Annotated in this window: 14 protein-coding genes and 2 tRNA genes; 12 read left to right on the forward strand and 4 right to left on the reverse strand. The window is 50.6% G+C overall.

Annotation, left to right across the window (positions count from 1 at the left end):
• The first annotated feature begins 3 nt into the window (after window positions 1–3).
• Window positions 4–1,416 (forward strand): sulfatase family protein, encoded by a 1,413-nt coding sequence (locus tag ACFSW8_RS05530; RefSeq protein WP_377086481.1) that lies wholly within the window; start codon window positions 4–6, stop codon window positions 1,414–1,416.
• A gap of 85 nt (window positions 1,417–1,501) precedes the next feature.
• Here the strand turns inward: ACFSW8_RS05530 and ACFSW8_RS05535 are convergent, their stop codons facing one another.
• From ACFSW8_RS05535 to polA, 4 genes are all read right to left on the reverse strand, one after another.
• Window positions 1,502–2,098 carry an HD domain-containing protein gene (locus ACFSW8_RS05535; protein ID WP_377086479.1) on the reverse strand — a complete coding sequence of 199 codons (597 nt, stop codon included), beginning with the start codon at window positions 2,096–2,098 and terminating at the stop codon, window positions 1,502–1,504.
• Window positions 2,099–2,356: 258 nt separating this feature from the next.
• Window positions 2,357–3,646 carry a hypothetical protein gene (locus ACFSW8_RS05540; RefSeq protein WP_377086477.1) on the reverse strand — a complete coding sequence of 430 codons (1,290 nt, stop codon included), beginning with the start codon at window positions 3,644–3,646 and terminating at the stop codon, window positions 2,357–2,359.
• Window positions 3,647–4,030: 384 nt separating this feature from the next.
• Entirely contained in the window at window positions 4,031–4,477 is a 447-nt protein-coding gene (locus ACFSW8_RS05545) for a DUF2752 domain-containing protein (RefSeq protein ID WP_377086472.1), read from the reverse strand.
• A 56-nt stretch (window positions 4,478–4,533) separates the two neighbouring features.
• Window positions 4,534–7,551, reverse strand: coding sequence for a DNA polymerase I (polA, locus tag ACFSW8_RS05550; protein ID WP_377086470.1), 3,018 nt, complete (start codon window positions 7,549–7,551; stop codon window positions 4,534–4,536).
• Between polA and ACFSW8_RS05555 the strand changes: the two genes are divergently transcribed.
• The 11 genes from ACFSW8_RS05555 (at window position 7,529) to rpoB (ending at window position 17,539) form a co-directional block, all read left to right on the forward strand.
• The gene (locus tag ACFSW8_RS05555) at window positions 7,529–8,119 is read left to right on the forward strand and encodes a hypothetical protein (protein WP_377177671.1); all 591 of its coding nucleotides are present in this window, start codon (window positions 7,529–7,531) and stop codon (window positions 8,117–8,119) included. The two genes, polA and ACFSW8_RS05555, sit on opposite strands and share 23 nt — an antisense overlap.
• Before the next feature lie 395 nt (window positions 8,120–8,514).
• Window positions 8,515–8,589 (forward strand) — tRNA-Thr (locus tag ACFSW8_RS05560).
• Window positions 8,590–8,654: 65 nt separating this feature from the next.
• Entirely contained in the window at window positions 8,655–9,839 is a 1,185-nt protein-coding gene (tuf, locus tag ACFSW8_RS05565) for an elongation factor Tu (protein ID WP_377086461.1), read from the forward strand.
• A 113-nt stretch (window positions 9,840–9,952) separates the two neighbouring features.
• Window positions 9,953–10,028: transfer RNA gene (locus ACFSW8_RS05570), tRNA-Trp, on the forward strand.
• A 30-nt stretch (window positions 10,029–10,058) separates the two neighbouring features.
• The gene (locus tag ACFSW8_RS05575) at window positions 10,059–10,286 is read left to right on the forward strand and encodes a preprotein translocase subunit SecE (protein WP_377086459.1); all 228 of its coding nucleotides are present in this window, start codon (window positions 10,059–10,061) and stop codon (window positions 10,284–10,286) included.
• 71 nt (window positions 10,287–10,357) lie between these two features.
• Window positions 10,358–10,930, forward strand: coding sequence for a transcription termination/antitermination protein NusG (nusG, locus tag ACFSW8_RS05580; protein WP_377086457.1), 573 nt, complete (start codon window positions 10,358–10,360; stop codon window positions 10,928–10,930).
• Between the two features lie 103 nt (window positions 10,931–11,033).
• Window positions 11,034–11,462 (forward strand): 50S ribosomal protein L11, encoded by a 429-nt coding sequence (gene rplK, locus ACFSW8_RS05585; protein WP_377086455.1) that lies wholly within the window; start codon window positions 11,034–11,036, stop codon window positions 11,460–11,462.
• A gap of 169 nt (window positions 11,463–11,631) precedes the next feature.
• Window positions 11,632–12,333 (forward strand): 50S ribosomal protein L1, encoded by a 702-nt coding sequence (gene rplA, locus ACFSW8_RS05590; RefSeq protein WP_377091369.1) that lies wholly within the window; start codon window positions 11,632–11,634, stop codon window positions 12,331–12,333.
• A gap of 23 nt (window positions 12,334–12,356) precedes the next feature.
• Entirely contained in the window at window positions 12,357–12,893 is a 537-nt protein-coding gene (gene rplJ / locus ACFSW8_RS05595; protein WP_377086453.1) for a 50S ribosomal protein L10, read from the forward strand.
• A gap of 143 nt (window positions 12,894–13,036) precedes the next feature.
• On the forward strand, window positions 13,037–13,411 hold the full coding sequence (rplL, locus tag ACFSW8_RS05600; protein ID WP_377086451.1) for a 50S ribosomal protein L7/L12: 375 nt from the start codon (window positions 13,037–13,039) through the stop codon (window positions 13,409–13,411).
• Window positions 13,412–13,645: 234 nt separating this feature from the next.
• Window positions 13,646–17,539: a DNA-directed RNA polymerase subunit beta gene (gene rpoB, locus ACFSW8_RS05605; protein ID WP_377086447.1), complete on the forward strand. Its 3,894-nt coding sequence runs from the start codon at window positions 13,646–13,648 to the stop codon at window positions 17,537–17,539.
• Window positions 17,540–17,543: the final 4 nt, after the last annotated feature.

Genomic DNA, 17,543 nt, shown 5'->3' on the forward strand with positions numbered 1-17,543 from the left:
TCTATGAAACACGTTCTATCACTAATGGCAGCATCGCTTGTGTCGATGCAGGCTGCGGAAAAACCAAACATCCTCTTCATTTTTGCCGACGATCTTGCCTACGACTGTGTGGGTGCGTATGGCAACAAAGAGGTGAAGACCCCTAATCTTGATAAACTCTCAGCATCAGGCACCCAGTTTACATATGCCTATAACTCTGGGGCTTGGCATGGCGCGGTATGTGTGGCGTCGCGCACGATGCTCATGACAGGCAAGCAGATTTGGAATGCTAAGACGACCAAGCTTGGTGACCATGCTGGAGCTGGAAAGTTCTGGCCTCAGCGCATGAATAAGGCGGGCTACACGACCTATTTTGCGGGCAAGTGGCATGTGGGGTCGGCTTCACTCCCAAAGCAGGTGTTTAACCATGTGAGGAATGTTCGGGGCGGGATGCCTAACCAAACCAAGGAACGCTACAATCGTAATTTCACGCCAGGCCAAGATGATTGGTCTCCATTCGATAAGAGCAAACAAGGTTTTTGGAAAGGGGGGAAGCACTGGAGTGAGGTGCTTGCTGACGACGCCACATCATTCTTTAAGCAAGTGCAGAGCGATGAAAAACCCTTCTTTATGGCGCTTTGTTTCAATGCGCCACATGATCCACGCCAAGCACCTGAGTCCTATCAGAAGATGTATCCATACAAGAACATCACGGTGCCTAGCAGCTACATGGACCTTTATCCACATGAGATCGGGAGCAACCGGATTCGCGATGAAAAGCTTGGGCCATTTCCGCGCACCAAATATTCAGTGCAGGTCAATCGCTCTGAATATTTTGCGTTGATTTCGCATATGGACACACAGATCGGGCGTATTCTCGATGAGCTTGAGAAGTCAGGTAAGGCCGACAAGACCATAATTATTTTCTCAGCAGATCACGGTCTGGCTTGTGGGCACCATGGCTTGTTAGGAAAGCAAAACATGTATGACCACTCGGTGCGTGTGCCATGGATTATTTCAGGCCCAGGCATCCCGAAGGGGAAGTCAGTGGATGCTCCGATTTACTTGCAAGATGCGATGGCCACGAGCCTCGCTCTCGCGGGTGCAGAGAGTGATGGGGTGGAGTTCAAGTCAGTGATTCCAGTGATCAAGGGCGACGGAGCACGTGAGCAGATCTATAGTTGTTACACCAATCACCAGCGTATGATTCGAGTAGGGGAATACAAGCTCATCAGCTATCCGCGCATCGAGGTGGAGAAGCTTTTCAATATCAAGGCGGATCCGTTCGAAGAGAAAGATCTCGCGAAAGACCCAGAACAGGCACCACGCATCAAGCAACTGCGTACGCAGCTTTTGGATGAAATGAAGAGGATGAATGACCCCATGGCAGTCACGGATGCGACGGGGCGCAAGGGAAGCCTCTCGAGAAAAAAGTAAATGAAAAGTGAGTTCTGAGTGCTATCTGAATGATGATAGCTCTCTGAGGCCTCATGATCGGCTGTTGCTGGATTAGTTGTATTGGCTAGGCCAGCCAGCCGAGACTTTTGGCCTTGAGCAATTGGGGCTCGAGGTAGTTCCAGAGGGTGGGGTTAGCTCGGGATATCTTGTGCTGGTTTTTGTCGAGCACTTGCTGGAGCGTGACATGGTTTTCTAGCCATGCGCGGCCATGGGTGTGGAGGTTGTGGAGCATAGGTATCATGCGATCCAATGCTGCTGCGAATTGGGCTTCGGTTGATTCCTCGGCTTCAAATTCGTCCCAAAGTTGACGGAAGTGGCGTGCTTGGGAATCGGGTAAGATAGAGAAGAGGCGTTGAGCTGCGGCTTGTTCTCGGTCGGCTTTTGTCGCATTCGCTTCATCGTCGTAGCAGAGGCTGTCACCTGCATCGACTTCGACGATGTCATGAAGCAGAAGCATGTGGATGACTTTGTTTATGTCAGTCTTGGGAGGGGCGTAATCAGCAAGTGTTAGGGCGAAGGTGGAGACTGCCCAAGAATGTTCTGCAGAGTTTTCATAGCGCTGACCTGAGAAGAGGTACGTTTTTCGCTGCACATTTTTCAATCCGTCGATGGCCTTGATAAATTCGATACGTTGGGCGAGTGCTTGAGTGGGATCAGCCATAGGAATGGGGTGCGATTGTGCGGTCTATGCGGAGGCGGTTATTTTGAATCACGAAGTGGTATTATACCATCTCTCTACTTAGAATGGACGCATGGAGTGTGGTTAAGTCTTGTGAGGTTTGCACTATGCGATTTTCGAGTAAATCGGATTGTTTTAGATAAGAGCATTTTTGTTATTCCCACATCACCCCCTACGCTCAGCCTTGATATTCTGCAGGCTCATTCCGGCCATTCGTCGATTCTGTTTCACTCGATGCTATTAGTTGGGGCTGGAGTTGGTGATTCGGATAGGGCCTTCGTTGCTTTTTTCAACTTTTTTAATCAATGGGAGGCTGCCTGTGGTGATTTGGAGTGTTTTCGGGTCCAAGGTAAAGGTGCACTCGAGCCCCGTTGAATGTCTGTCTTGGGTTTTGATCCAAGTTTTTGTTGTGGCGAATGTTGGGAGTTCCTCGAGGGTGTTATTCGGATGTGTTAGTCTTACTGTGAGAGGCTTTTGTTTGCTTGGTTGGATGTTTAGGATGGCAGCATAGATGGCAGCGGCAAGGTCGCGTTCTGCAACATCACCGACGCCACAACTGATAGAGGAGCCTTCATCGCTTTGGTGGATGCTCCAGTTCAGATAGCCGTGGTGGTTTGCAAGGACATTGGAGTCGATAGCCATTGGGGTGGAGGGCATGAAGACGTCATGGTGGAGGCCAGATGGAAGCCCGCTTGCATCGAGTGGTTTTTTCCAGGTAGTGCCTACCCAGACGGGAATGAGGGCGCAGGTGTCATCCAAGCTGTCTGCACCACCGAGACGGGCTGCTATCATGACTGGTGGGTTGGGATTGGCAGGTGGTTTCGCTTTTACCTGTGGAAAGTGGACGCTGGTGATTCCGAACTGGTTTGTTTTCAGCGTGGATCCGGCGAGCGAGTAGGGTGCATATTGGTTAGATCCCGGTGGGACTTTGTGGACATAACTACGGGCATATTTTTTTGCCCACTCATTGTCTTTGGGGTCTTCGGCGATGATTTGGATTACAAGTGGTGCATCGGGGGTGCCGTGGGTGGAGCGCATGAGGCAATGCAGCGTGGCTATGAGAACTTGTTCTTTGGTGTACGGCGAGTAGGCGGGTTTGGGCCATGGCTTGATGCGGATGTTGACTGGTTCGTAGGGGACGGAGCTGGAGTCGACTGGTTCGACAAGGATGCCGAAGGCGCTGGCGAGGTTTTGATTCAGCTCAAGCCCTTGTGCCCATTCCATGGCTCCAAAGCGGCAGGGGCGCGGCACCGAGATGAGCTCATGAATGCCGTAGTTATAGTTCGCCTCGAAGGTTATAGCTCCCAAGGGAATCTCTGAGGGGTCTGACTGTGCAACTAAGTTGATAGGTTGCTCAATGATGCCAATGGAGGCATTGCTGGCTTCACCTGGAGTGGGAAGACTAGTTAGAAGGAGTAGTGGTAATAGGATGAGCTTACGCGAGGAGGAGCCCATTAAGGCATGCATCACTTTGCGGAATAGGGCAAGGAGAGTGAGCCGGGCAGGAGAGAGGAGTATAGGGGCTTTCACAAGTTGGAGAGTAACAAAGGAGCATGGGGGAGGGCAAGAGACTCAGTTAGGTCGTCAGTGGGCAAAGAAAAAAGCCTCACATAAGTGAGGCCTTGATCTGTGATGGAGGAAAGAGGTTATCCGAGACTCCTACTGGAGATACCTCCAAGGATCCAGAATATTGTCCAAATGATCATAAAGGAGGAATGGGGCATTTTGTCTTTATTCATCCACCCCCAGATGTAGGCCCACAATGGGCAAAGGATGCCTAATATAGCTAAAATGAGCTTATCATTCTGAAACATTTTGATGAGGGCCATAATCCAACAGACAAAGGTGCCTGCACTTGCTAGATACGCGAGAATTTCCATATTTTTGTTAGGTTGCTTAGGTTAAGCTATAACTCTAAAGGATAAGCCGTGTCAAGAAGTAGACAATGGTAGAGAGGGAGAGAAGGGCTGGCCAATGCGTTAATTTTTCAGATTTTTCAACGGCTGAGGCGAGTTTATTTCTCTGGGGATATGGGAGGATAGCGGCCAGAGCGATGAGGCTGAAGAGCAAAAGATATGGGATCGCCAAGAGGTGGTATTGGAACGATTGGCTAACATCACCATGGCGCAAGTGTGAGACGGCTCTGGTCATACCGCAGCCTGGGCATGGTTTACTGAATAATGTGTTGAATGGACAATTGAGGATCTGAAACCCGATAAAGTCCAATGATAAGTAGATCAAACTTCCAAGAGTCAGGGCCAAACACAGGCGCCTGTTGAGCAAGAATGTACTTATCATCAGGAAGTGTGGGGTTGTTAGGAAGGGGGGGCAGCCAACTCTGAGGTTGGGGGCATTAAGCATTCATAGAATGTTGTGAGGGCTGTTGCTAGGGAAATGTTGTGTGATGACGGTGTTGTCTAGTGTGCTTCGAGCCAGTTATTGCCGGTGCCGGCGTCGGTTTTTGCTGGGACGTTGTGTGGGAGGGGGAGTGCGGATTGCATTGCCTCGAGGATTTTGGGGATGAGTTCTTCTTGCTCGTCGAGAGCGAGGTCGAAGATGAGTTCATCGTGCACCTGGAGGATCATCTTGGTGTGGTAGTTGCCGTCGCGGAGGAGTGCATCGACTTTGATCATAGCTAGCTTGATCATGTCGGCAGCGGAGCCCTGGATCGGAGTGTTTATGGCGGCGCGTGCTGCGTTGTTGCGGACGGAGGCGTTACGCGAGTTGATGTCGCGGAGGACGCGCTTGCGGCCTGAAATCGTGGTGACGTAGCCATCTTTTTCCGCCTGCTCGGTGGTGTTTTCCATGAAGGCTTTGATGGCTGGGTACTGTTCGAAATAGGTTTCGATGATGCTGGCAGCTTCTGAGCGTGGGATACCGAGACGCTGAGAGAGGCCGAAGGCTGAGATGCCGTAGATGATGCCGAAGTTGACCATTTTGGCGGTGGCGCGCATGTCGCGAGTGACTTCATCGATGCCGACCCCGTAGACGCGGGCGGCTGTGGCGCTGTGGATGTCGAGGTCTTGTTGGAAGGCTTCGATCATCGCTTCGTCGCCGGCGATGGCAGCCATCACGCGGAGTTCGACCTGAGAGTAATCGCAAGCGAGGAGGGTGAAGTCGTCGCCACGTGGGACGAAGGCTTTACGAATTTCACGACCCGCCTCACTGCGCACTGGAATGTTCTGTAGGTTCGGATCGGAAGAGGCGAGACGGCCAGTGGCGGTCATCAACTGGTGGAGGTGGGTGTGGATGCGACCATCGCTAGGGCAAATGTGCTCGGGGAGGGCATCGACGTAGGTGGACTTGAGTTTCGTCGCTTCGCGGTACTCGAGGATCTCAGCGATGACTGGGTGCTTCGGTGCGAGTGCGGAGAGGGTGGACTCGTCGGTCTTGAATTGGCCGGTTTTGGTTTTCTTTGGCTTTTCGACGAGTTTCATTTCACCGAAGAGAATTTCGCCGAGTTGCTTCGGTGAGTTGAGGTTGAACTCTTTGCCAGCTTGCTCGTAGATGGAGGCGGTGAGTGACTCGATTTTCTTGGCGAGTGTATCGCCGATCACGCCGAGGCCGTCTTTGTTGACGGAGATGCCTTCGTTTTCGATGCGAACGAGCACGGGGAGAAGTGGTGACTCGATTTCGTAGAAGACCTCGGATTGGCCGGAGGTGTCGAGTTTGTCAGCTAGAATTTCTGCAAGTTGGAAGGTGATGTCGGCATCTTCGCAGGCGTATTCGGTGAGCGCCTCGGCTGGAATGCTGGACATGTCGATGTAGTCTTTTTTCTTGGTCTTCTTTTTTTCTGCGAAGGAAAAGAGGTCGTCGGCAGCTTCTTCTTTCGGCTCAAACTTTTCAGCGACTTCGCTGAGTTTGATGGGTGAATAGCCGAGGAGAGATTCGGCGAGGTAGTCCATGTTGTGCCGTTGCTCGGGGTCGACAAGCGAGTGGGCGAGCATGGTGTCGAAGAAGGGTGGTGCGACTTCGAGGTCCTTGGCGAGCATGACCGAGAGGTCGAACTTGAGGTTGTGGCCGATCTTGGTGGCTTTGGAAAGGAAGGCTGGGCGGAGCGCCTCGAGCACTTCCGTGAGAGGAAGCTCAGAGGTGGGGGTAACGAAGTAGGCTTCACGCGCTTTCCAGGAAATCGCGATGCCGAGGATTTCGGCGGTGCGTGGATTGAGCGCGGTGGTTTCGAGGTCGAAGCACCAGAGGTCCTGTTGCTCGAGCTGGGTGGCGAATTTCTCGAGAGCTGCTGAAGTATTGATGAGGGTGTAGTTTGTTTTGAAGTCGGAGAAAGTTTTGAGCTCCGCTTGAAGGAGTTCTGGTTGTTCGGCGACTTCGACGGTGCTGTGGCCGCGGCCGGACTGAAATTCATTTCCGTAGAGGCGTTTGCCAAGAGCATTGAACTCGAGCTCTGTGAAGAGTGACTTCACAGCTTCGTCATCGCGTTGGTCGAGGATCAGATCGTCGAAGGTTGTCTCAACGGGGACATCGAGAATGATGGTGGTGAGAGTTTTGGAGAGAAGGGCTTGCTCCTTGTTGTTCTCTACATTTTCCTTCTGTTTGCCTTTGAGTTGGTCGGTGGAGTCGAGGAGCTGTTCGACGGAACCGAATTGCTTGATGAGCTTCTTAGCGGTCTTTTCGCCGACACCAGGGACTCCCGGGATGTTGTCTGAGGCGTCTCCCCAGAGGGCGAGAATGTCGATGACTTGCTTGGTGTCCTCGATTTCCCATTTTTCGAGGATGGCTGGGACATCGAGAAGTTCGACATCGGATCCCTTTCGGCCAGGCTTCCACATGGTGGTGGTTGGTGTGACGAGCTGGGCGTAGTCTTTATCAGGAGTTACCATGTAGGTGTGGTAGGAACCATCTTCGTCCGCCTTGTGGGCGAGGGTGCCGATGATGTCGTCGGCTTCGAAACCATCGAGTTCGATGACCGGAATATGGAAGGCCTTGAGGAGCTTTTTGACTTCGGGGATTGCTTTGGCGAGATCCTCAGGCATGGCTTCGCGCTGTGCCTTGTACTCGGGGAAAATCTTGTGGCGCGGTGTGGGCTCCTTGGTGTCGAAAGCGACGCCGATATGGGTCGGCTGGTGGTTGTCGAGGATGTCGAGCAAGGTGTTCATGAATCCGAAGACTGCGGAGGTGTTCATGCCCTTACTATTGTAGATAGGGTTGCGAATGAGCGCGAAGTGCGCACGGTACACCAATGCCATGCCGTCGAGTAAGAAGAGACGCTTTGAAGCCATGCATGGGAGTCTGATAGAGGAAAGAGGAAGGTCAAGACTGCTTAGTTCTGAAAATGCCTGTGGCGTGTGTTTGTGAAGTGTTCGCCTAGGGGGGACAGCTAGGTCGAAAAAAAGTGGTTGGTATCTGAAGCTTTGCTTGGTATCGATGCTGGTAATGAATGCATCTTCGTTCGCAATGATTTTGATTTTCGTAGCCATTGGCTACGTGGCGCACCCCTTGGTGCTTCCTTTTGTTGAGGATAAGCTTCCAGCTTCCATGAAGCCTGAGGTTTCGGAGCCGGCACCTGTTTCACAGAAGCCAGCAGGTGATCCTGCGGCGGAAGCGCCAGCTGAGAAAACTGTTCGTGTGGAGCAGGAGGAAGTCGCTGTTGAGCCTGTAGAGGTAGTTCAGGAAATGGCTCAGCAAGAGGAGAAGGCAAGCCCGAGAATTATTGAAGAGGCCACGGAGCCTCTCGTTGTTGAAGAAGAGAATGTGGCAGTCGTTGAGGCATCTCAGGACAAAGTTCAAGTCACTGAGGAGTCAATTATTGGAATGATGAAAAAGAGCGTGGCAGCAGGCGAGGTTTCAAGCTTTTCGGCTGAGGATGTATTGAGTTGGGCGATGGGTGCTGATGTTGTTGTGGATGGTGAAGTAAAGAAGACGGGTTTGGTAGAGATTCAGACAACTACAATTTTTGGGGAGCACCCGCAGAAGGTTAAAGCGGTGATCGATAAGGGCGCTGTGAGCCAGTGGCAGTGGGCGGCATCTGGAGTGAAGGTTCCATAGAGGGGATTATTCAAGTAAGAGCTTATCAAGCAATGGGGCGCAGGCTTCATTGCTTTTTTTGTGCCAGGCTGTGTTGTCCTAAGTATTGAGTAGGATCATCCGCTGAATTAATGATGTTAGCAGTTAAGAAATGCGCGTGAATTGGCAGACAAATCAATTTGTCCAAACGGTCTAGCACAGAAAAAACGAAATCTAGTTAGAATGGGTGTCTTTGTAAGTAAGTAGGGGGTTCTCCAGTGAGTTATGCGGCAATGGGATGCGGAGGTCTGTCAGGGTAGGGGAAAAAAGTAGCGCGAATGGTAATTTTTTTTTGACAGATGGTTGGCAGTTGCTAGTTTGCGCCCCGCCTTCCTCAGTCAATAGGTTGTGGGAGGTACACGACAATCGGTAATATTGCTCTTGTAGCTCAGTGGTAGAGCGCGTCCTTGGTAAGGACGAGGTCGGCAGTTCAAATCTGCTCAAGAGCTCCATTGCAGATTTCCATTTCTTGCATCCAGCAAGACCCAAATCTAAAGCGCAAAACTAATCTAAAATTATGGCTAAAGAAGCATTCGAAAGAACAAAGCCACACGTGAACGTTGGTACAATCGGCCACGTTGACCACGGCAAAACTACTCTTACCGCAGCTATCACCAACACTCTTGCTGAAAAGGGTGGTGCAGAAGCTAAGGCATACGACGAAATCGACGGTGCTCCAGAAGAGCGCGAGCGTGGTATCACAATCTCCACAGCTCACGTTGAGTATGAAACTGAGACACGTCACTACGCACACGTTGACTGCCCAGGTCACGCTGACTACGTAAAGAACATGATCACAGGTGCTGCTCAGATGGACGGTGCTATTCTTGTATGTTCCGCAGCTGATGGTCCAATGCCACAGACTCGTGAGCACATTCTTCTTGCTCGTCAGGTAGGTGTTCCTGCGATCGTTGTTTTCCTTAACAAGGTTGACCAAGTTGACGACGAAGAGCTTCTTGAGCTTGTTGAAATGGAAATCCGTGAACTCCTTTCTGCATACGAATTCCCAGGTGATGACATTCCTGTTGTTATGGGTTCTGCACTTAAGGCTCTCGAAGGTGACGCAACTCACAAAGAGAACATCCTTAAGCTTATGGATGCAGTTGATTCCTACATTCCAGAGCCAGAGCGTCCAGTTGATCAGCCATTCCTTATGCCTGTTGAAGACGTATTCTCAATCTCTGGTCGTGGTACCGTTCTTACAGGTCGTATCGAGCGTGGTGTTATCAAGAAGATGGAAGAAGTTGAGATCGTTGGTATCAAAGAAACTATCACTACTACTATCACTGACATCGAAATGTTCCGTAAGCTTCTCGACGAAGGTCGTGCAGGTGAGAACGTTGGTCTCCTCGTTCGTGGTCTTAAGAAAGACGACGTTGAGCGTGGTCAGGTTGTAGTTAAGCCTGGTTCCGTAACTCCACACGCTAAGTTTACTGGCGAAGTTTACGTTCTTTCTAAGGACGAAGGTGGTCGTCACACACCATTCTTCTCAAACTACCGTCCACAGTTCTACTTCCGTACCACAGACGTAACTGGTGCAATCAAGCTCCCTGAGGGTGTTGAAATGGTTATGCCTGGTGACAACGTTCAAATGGAAGTTGAGCTCATCACAAAAATCGCGATGGAGAAGCGTATGCGCTTCGCTATCCGTGAGGGTGGTCGTACAGTCGGCGCAGGCCGCGTAGCAGACATCCTTGACTAATTTTGACGCGCTGGGTTTCGAGTGCTAAGCTCGAAAGCTGGATTTAGGAAGGTGCTTCTGAGGAAGCTTGGGGGCACCTTCTAATCCGTCAAAATAATAAATCGAAGGTCTCTAGGGGTGTAGCTCAATTGGTAGAGTAGCGGTCTCCAAAACCGTTGGTTCAGAGTTCGAGTCTCTGCGCCCCTGCCACCTTCGATCTTTTTTTATCTTCAGACCATTATGTTTAACAAAACCAGAAATTTCCTTGAGGAAGTCAAAGCGGAGTTGCGCAAGGCGACTTGGCCTTGGGATTCTGACCCGAAGGCACGCGGCTTGAAGAAGTATAAAGAGCTTGTTGATTCTACTGTGGTAGTGATCATAGCGATTATTCTTCTTGCGGGCTTTGTGGCTGTTTCTGATTTGCTTTTGTCTGAGGCTTTGATCTTCATTACGAAGGCTGCGAGCTAAACATAGAACACATCAGGGTTCTGGCGTAATGCTAGCTCCCGAAATTTTCCAAATATACTTACTTTAAACCGATGCCAACAATTCCAGCACCACGCAATCAATGGTATGTAGTACACGTTCTCTCCGGCCAGGAGCAGCGCGTGCGTAATCGTATTTTGCGTCAGGTTGAAGCTGAAGAGATGGGCGATAAGATCTTTGAGGTGCTAATGCCGACAGAGGTTGTGTCCGAAGTGAAGCGCGGTAAGAAGTCCGAAAGAAAGCGTAAGTTTTACCCTGGCTATATCCTTATCAACATGAATCTTCTCACTGAAGATGATCAGCTGGTCGAGGATACCTGGTATTTCATCAAGGAGATGGAAGGTGTAATCGGCTTTGCTGGCACCAAGAATCGTCCCATTCCTATGCGTCAGCGTGAAGTTGATGCGATGCTTGCTCAGATTAAGGAGCGTGAAGAAAGCGTTCGTCCGGCAGTTGCCTTTGAGGTTGGGGATACCGTTCTTGTGAACGATGGTCCATTCCAGAGTCAGAATGGTGTGGTAGAGGAGATTGATGCTGAGCGCGGAAAGCTTCGTGTGGCAGTTACCATCTTCGGTCGCTCTACTCCAGTTGATCTCGAGTTTTGGCAGGTCGAGCAAGGCGAATAAGAAGCTTCTATTATAATTCTCGGTTCGTTTGAGCCATTATGTAGCCGCGGAAAGCGGAATCATTAACCACAACAATAAATTAACAACTAACCTATAGCAAATTATGGCTAAGGAAATTAAACAAGTTCTCAAGCTCCAGATTCAAGCTGGACAGGCAAATCCATCCCCACCAGTAGGTCCAGCACTTGGTCAAGCAGGTGTGAACATTATGGCTTTCTGTAAGGATTTCAATGCAGCTACTCAAAAGCAAGCAGGTGATCTTCTTCCAGTTGTCATCACTGTGTACAAGGATGCTTCTTTCGAATTCATCACCAAGCAGCCGCCAGCAGCAGTTCTTATTAAGAAGGCAGCAGGTATCGCTTCCGGTTCAGGTGAGCCAAACAAGAAGAAGGTAGCGCACCTCACTAAGGAGCAGCTCATGACTGTTGTAGAGCAGAAGATGCCTGACCTTAACGCAAATGATCCAGAGGCTGCAGCCAACATCATTGCTGGTACAGCACGTCAGATGGGTATCACAGTAGAAGGCTACTAAGCCATTTGCTGGTCTTACCCAGAAAAATACAGATTTAGCACGCTAGTGCTTGACAAAGGGGGCTCCATCTGCGAGTCCCCTTTCCCGCCTATACGTATTTTGCATGTAGGCAAACCTAACAGCAGGAGAGGTGAGGAGCCTCGAAAGTACTGCAAACCAAGATAAAACAATGGCAAAACGTAGTAAACGTTACACACAAGCCGCGGAATTGGTGGATCGCACCAAGACCTACGGCCTCGACGAAGCTGTGAGCCTTCTCAAGAAGTTCCCAGCTCCTAAGTTTGATTCCACCGTCACGCTTTCATTTGCACTCGGTGTGGACCCACGTAAGAGCGACCAGATGGTTCGCGGATCCGTGGCTCTTCCGCACGGTACTGGTAAGAAAGTACGCGTGGTAGTTTTCGCAACTGGCGACGCAGCAAAGGCAGCTGAAGCGGCTGGTGCAGACAAGGTTGGTATGGCTGACCTCATCAAAGAGGTTCAAGGTGGTTTCACCGACTTCGACGTGGCAATCGCGACACCAGATGCAATGGCAGAAGTGCGCAAGATCGCACGTGTTCTCGGCCCACGTGGTCTCATGCCAAACCCTAAGACTGGCACAGTGACTGATGACACAGCATCTGCGATTGAGGCAGTGAAGGCAGGTCGTATCGACTACAAGGTCGATAAGAATGGTAACGTATCTGCAGCAGTAGGTAAGGCCTCATTCGACGAAGCTAAGCTTGTTGAGAACGCTCAGGCATTTGTAGACAGCATCGTAAAGGCAAAGCCAGCATCCGCTAAGGGTAACTACATCAAGGCAGCTACAGTAGCAGCTTCCATGAACCCAGGTGTGAAGCTTGACACAAGTGTCTACACAGCAACTGCATAATTTAACGAAAGGAACCATCACTCATGAATCCTAATAAATCTTTCATCATCGACGAGCTCTACGAGCGCGTGAACGCTTCACCATTCGTGATCGTTGTTGACTATACTGGTACTACTGTTCCTCAGTTTGCTGGCCTTCGCGACAAGCTTCGCGAGTCTGGTGCTGAGTGTCACGTAGCGAAGAACACCTACATGCGTGCAGCGCTTACAAAGGCAGGTCTTCCAGACATCAGCTCTGAGCTTAAAGGTCAGACAGCTTTCATCACAGGTGAGAACGATGTTTGTGCAGCTGCTGGTGCAGTGAAGGCATTTGCTAAGGACGCGGACAAGAAGGACGTGTTCAAGGCAGGTATCCTTGACGGTGAAGCACTCGACGTGGCTAAGCTTACAACACTCGCAAGCCTTCCATCACGCGAAGTACTCCTTGCTCAACTCCTCGGAGTTATCAACGAGCCAGGTACACAGATCGCGCGTGTGCTTAACGAAAAGGTTAAAGCAGACGGTGGCGAAGGTGTATCCGCAGACGATGCGGCTCCAGCAGAAGAAGCAGCTGCTGAATAAACAATCTGAACTGATAGCGGCGTGAGGTAACTTACGTCGCTTGATAACCAACCTTGGTTCCTCGTCGGACCTCCGGTCTGGAGAACTGAAATGCCCCTGATGCTCAGGGCGCGACGAAACCTAATAAATAGAAATACAATAAAATGGCTGATTTAGAAAAAATCGCAGAAGAACTCGGTAAGCTTACAGTAATCGAAGCTGCTGAACTCGTTAAGAAACTTGAAGAGGAGTGGGGCGTATCCGCTGCTGCTGCTGTTGCTGTTGCTGGTCCTGCTGGCGGTGGAGCAGAAGCTGCAGAAGAGAAGACTGACTTCGACGTAGAGCTCACAGAAGCAGGTGGCAACAAGATTGCTGTTATTAAGGCAGTACGTGGTGTTGTTTCCGGCCTCGGTCTTGCTGAAGCTAAGAAGCTTGTTGAAAGTGCACCAGTGGTACTTTCTGAAGGTCTTGACAAGGACGCTGCAGAAGCTGCTAAGACAGCTCTCGAAGAAGCAGGTGCAAAGGTTACTCTCAAGTAATTCGACACTTTCTTTATGGGGTGGTCCCGCAGATGTGGGATCACCTTTTTGCGCCTCATTGGTCAGGGCTCAGATTTTATGCAACAAAAGTTTGAGTTCTGCTCAATGAACGGTTAGAGGAGATGACGATCTTCCCTAACAATCAAAGATCAGAAATAAGGATCCTAAAACCAAGCTCGCCCGAACCGGAAACGGTATCGGGTTTAACCGCCTAAATAACACTAGTACTCCACCATGGCCGAAAGACGCTACTTCGGAACGATCGATGAGGTAATCGAACCACCGAATCTCATTGAAGTTCAATCCAAGTCCTACGAGGACTTCCTACAAAAAGACGTGCCTGCAACTCAGCGTGTCGAGACTGGCTTACAAGCTGTGCTCAAGGAAGTTTTCCCCATCAAAAGTTACGATGAAACCATAGAACTCGATTTCAATGCATATGACATCGAGGACCCGAAGGCGACAGCCCTCGAAGCCCTCCAGACCGGAGAGAGCTTCAGCGCAGCACTCTACGTCACCTTCAAGTTGAAGGATGAGACTGGAACGAAGAAAGAGCGTGTGTACATGGGCGAACTGCCGATGATGACACGACGTGGTACCTTTGTAATCAACGGTGCTGAGCGTGTGATCGTATCCCAGCTTCACCGTTCTCCAGGTATTTGTTTTGAGAAGTCCCTTCACTTGAATGGTAAGGAACTCTTCAGTTTCCGCATCATTCCTGACCGCGGGTCTTGGCTTGAGACTCAGTTTGACACCAACGATTTGCTTTACGTTTACCTCGACCGTCGTCGTCGTCGTCGTAAGTTCTTGGCAACAACTTTCCTTCGCGCACTTGGTTACCCAAGCAACCGCGAGCTTTGTGAGCAATTCTATGCGATCAAAGAGCTTAAACTTTCAGAAGACATGGACGAGGAAGAGCTTTCTTCCATGGTTCCATTTGAAGACATCCTCGATGGTGAGGTTGTCGTAGCGAAGCGATATGAGCCGCTCACCATTGGAGTGGTTCGTCAGCTTATCGCGCTTGATCTCAAGAAGATCGAGGTGATTGACTCACGTGAAGACGAGATTCTTCTCAAGTCCTTGAAGAAGGACCCATCACACGATGAGGAATCTGCCCTCAAGGACATTTACAAGAAGCTTCGTCCTGGAGATCCACCGACAGCAGCGAACGCAAAAGCGCTACTCAAGCGTCTTTTCTTTGACGAGAAGAAGTATGACCTCACACGTGTAGGTCGTTACAAGATCAACCAGAAGCTCGGCATCGAAGTGGATGCAGCGACACGTACGATGGTTGGCGAAGATTTCCTTCACGCGACCAAGTACCTTCTTAAGCTTAAGAAGGGTGAGGGTGTACTCGACGATATTGACCACCTTGGTTCCCGTCGTGTGCGTGCAGTTGGTGAGCTACTTGCGAACCAATGCCGTGTAGGACTTGCGCGTACTGAGCGTTTGGTGAAGGAGCGTATGACTCTCTTTGATGTGAACATCGAAGGCATGACACCACAGAAGTTGATCAACCCGAAGGCTCTTTCAGCGGTTGTTCGCGACTTCTTTGGTCGTTCCCAGCTTTCCCAGTTCATGGATCAGACCAACCCACTTGCTGAGTTGACGCACAAGCGTCGTCTTTCCGCTCTTGGACCTGGTGGTTTGAACCGTGACCGTGCGGGCTTTGAGGTTCGAGACGTTCACCCATCTCACTATGGACGTATCTGTCCGATTGAGACTCCGGAAGGTCCGAACATTGGTTTGATTAACTCCATGTGTACGTATGCACGTATCAACGAGTTTGGTTTCATTGAGACTCCGTACCGCAAGGTTCAGAATGGCAAGGTCACCAACCAGATTGAATATGTGACTGCTGACCAGGAAGAGAATTTCCTGATTGCGCAGGCGAACAACCCGATCGACAAGGGTGGTAAGTTCCTCAACGAGCGTGTCACTGCCCGTGAGAGTGGCGGTGAGTTCATCGAGGTGGACCCACTCACAGTTGACTACATGGACGTTTCACCTAAGCAATTGGTATCGGTTGCTGCTGGTTTGATTCCATTCCTTGAGCACGATGATGCGAACCGTGCTTTGATGGGATCGAACATGCAACGTCAGGGTGTCCCACTTCTCGTTTCTGAGGCTCCGTACGTTGGTACAGGTCTCGAAGCAAAAGCTGCTCAGGATTCACGCGCTGTTGTAGTCTCTGAGTCCGAAGGTATTGTTGCAGCATCAACTGGTGAGGTCATCATTGTCACTAAGGACGGTGAACTTCCTGTGAGCGATGAGCAATTCCTTTCTGACACAGCGTCTGTCACAACGAACTTTGACAAGGGCATCTTTGTTTACCCATTGCGTAAGTTCATGCGTTCTAACGCAGGTACCTGCATGAACCAGAAGCCAGTCGTCCACCGCGGTGACAAGGTCAAGATCGGTTCTGTACTTGCTGATGGCCCGAATACTCAGGGTGGTGAGCTAGCACTCGGTCGTAACGTTCTCGTGGCGTTCATGCCATGGAATGGATACAACTTCGAGGATGCGATCGTGATCTCTGAGCGTGTGGTTAAAGAAGATGTTTACACATCGATTCACATTTCTGAGTACGAATGTGCGGCACGTGACACCAAGCTTGGACCTGAAGAAATTACTCGCGACATTCCAAACGTCGGTGAAGAGGCGCTTAAGAACCTCGACCACGATGGTATTGTTCGCATCGGTGCTGAAGTGAAGCCTGGCGACATCCTCGTCGGTAAGATCACTCCAAAATCTGAGACTGAGTTGGCTCCAGAAGAGCGTCTTCTCCGTGCGATCTTCGGTGAGAAGGCCGCAGACGTGAAAGACACTTCACTCCGTGTTCCATCTGGCACGATTGGTATCGTTCAGGACATCCGCATCTCCACACACGGTCTTGCTCGTCGCAAGGGCGGTGACATGGATCCAGCGGAAATGAAGAAGCAGCTCAAGAAGATCAACGACGATTACAAGAAGAAGAAGGACGCACTCACTGACCAGCTCACTGAGAAGCTTTCTGACATTCTACTGGGCGAGAAGATCCCACTTGATGTTGTGAACGCGCAATCTGGTGAGATCATCATCCCAGCGAACCGCAAGATTACGAAGACATTGCTTCGTAAGCTTGCAGCGATCCACGACCACATTGAGATCGACCCATCACCGATCCGTAACAAGATCCTTGAGATCATCTCAAGCTTTGAAGGTCGCTTCTCTGAGCTCGACACTGACCGTGAGCGTCGTCTTGACCAGATGGAATCTGGTGACGAAGTCGATCCGGGCGTGATCAAGGAAGTGAAGGTCTACGTTGCCAAGAAGCGCAAGCTCTCTGTCGGTGATAAGATGGCTGGTCGTCACGGTAACAAGGGTGTTGTCGCGACAATCGTTCCTGAAGAGGACATGCCATTCCTCGACGATGGTACTCCGGTAGACATCTGCTTGAACCCACTTGGTGTACCTTCTCGTATGAACGTTGGTCAGGTTCTTGAAACCCACCTTGGTGTGGCAGCAAAGGCTCTTGGATTCAACGTAGCGACTCCGATTTTCGATGGTATTCCTGAAGAAAAGGTATGGGAGTTCATGTCAGAAGCGAAGAAGGTTGATGGCTTCACCTGGATTGGTGACGGCAAGGACGGCTCTACTGGTGGTAAGTCTACTCTCTATGATGGACGCACAGGTGAAGCATTCCACCAGCCAGTCGTGGTAGGACAAATTTACATGCTGAAACTTGGTCACTTGGTGGCAGATAAGATTCACGCACGTGCAGTTGGTCCGTACTCACTTGTTACCCAGCAGCCGCTCGGTGGTAAGGCCCAGTACGGTGGTCAGCGATTCGGTGAGATGGAGGTATGGGCGCTAGAAGCCTACGGTGCCGCCTACACCCTTCAGGAGATGCTTACAGTCAAGTCGGATGACGTTCAGGGCCGTACGCGTATCTACGAGGCAATTGTCAAAGGTGACAACAACCTCGAAGCAGGGACACCTGAATCGTTCAATGTTCTCATGAAAGAAATGCAATCACTCGGTCTCGATGTGCGTCCTGGTAAGGGCCACGAGGAAGACACCGGTGGTGGTACAGCTGGAGGTGACCTCGGGTCTGATGACTTCTCACTCGACGATCTCACACTCTAATCAA

Source organism: Rubritalea tangerina, assembly GCF_042683245.1.
Classification (GTDB): Bacteria; Verrucomicrobiota; Verrucomicrobiia; order Verrucomicrobiales; family Akkermansiaceae; genus Rubritalea; species Rubritalea tangerina.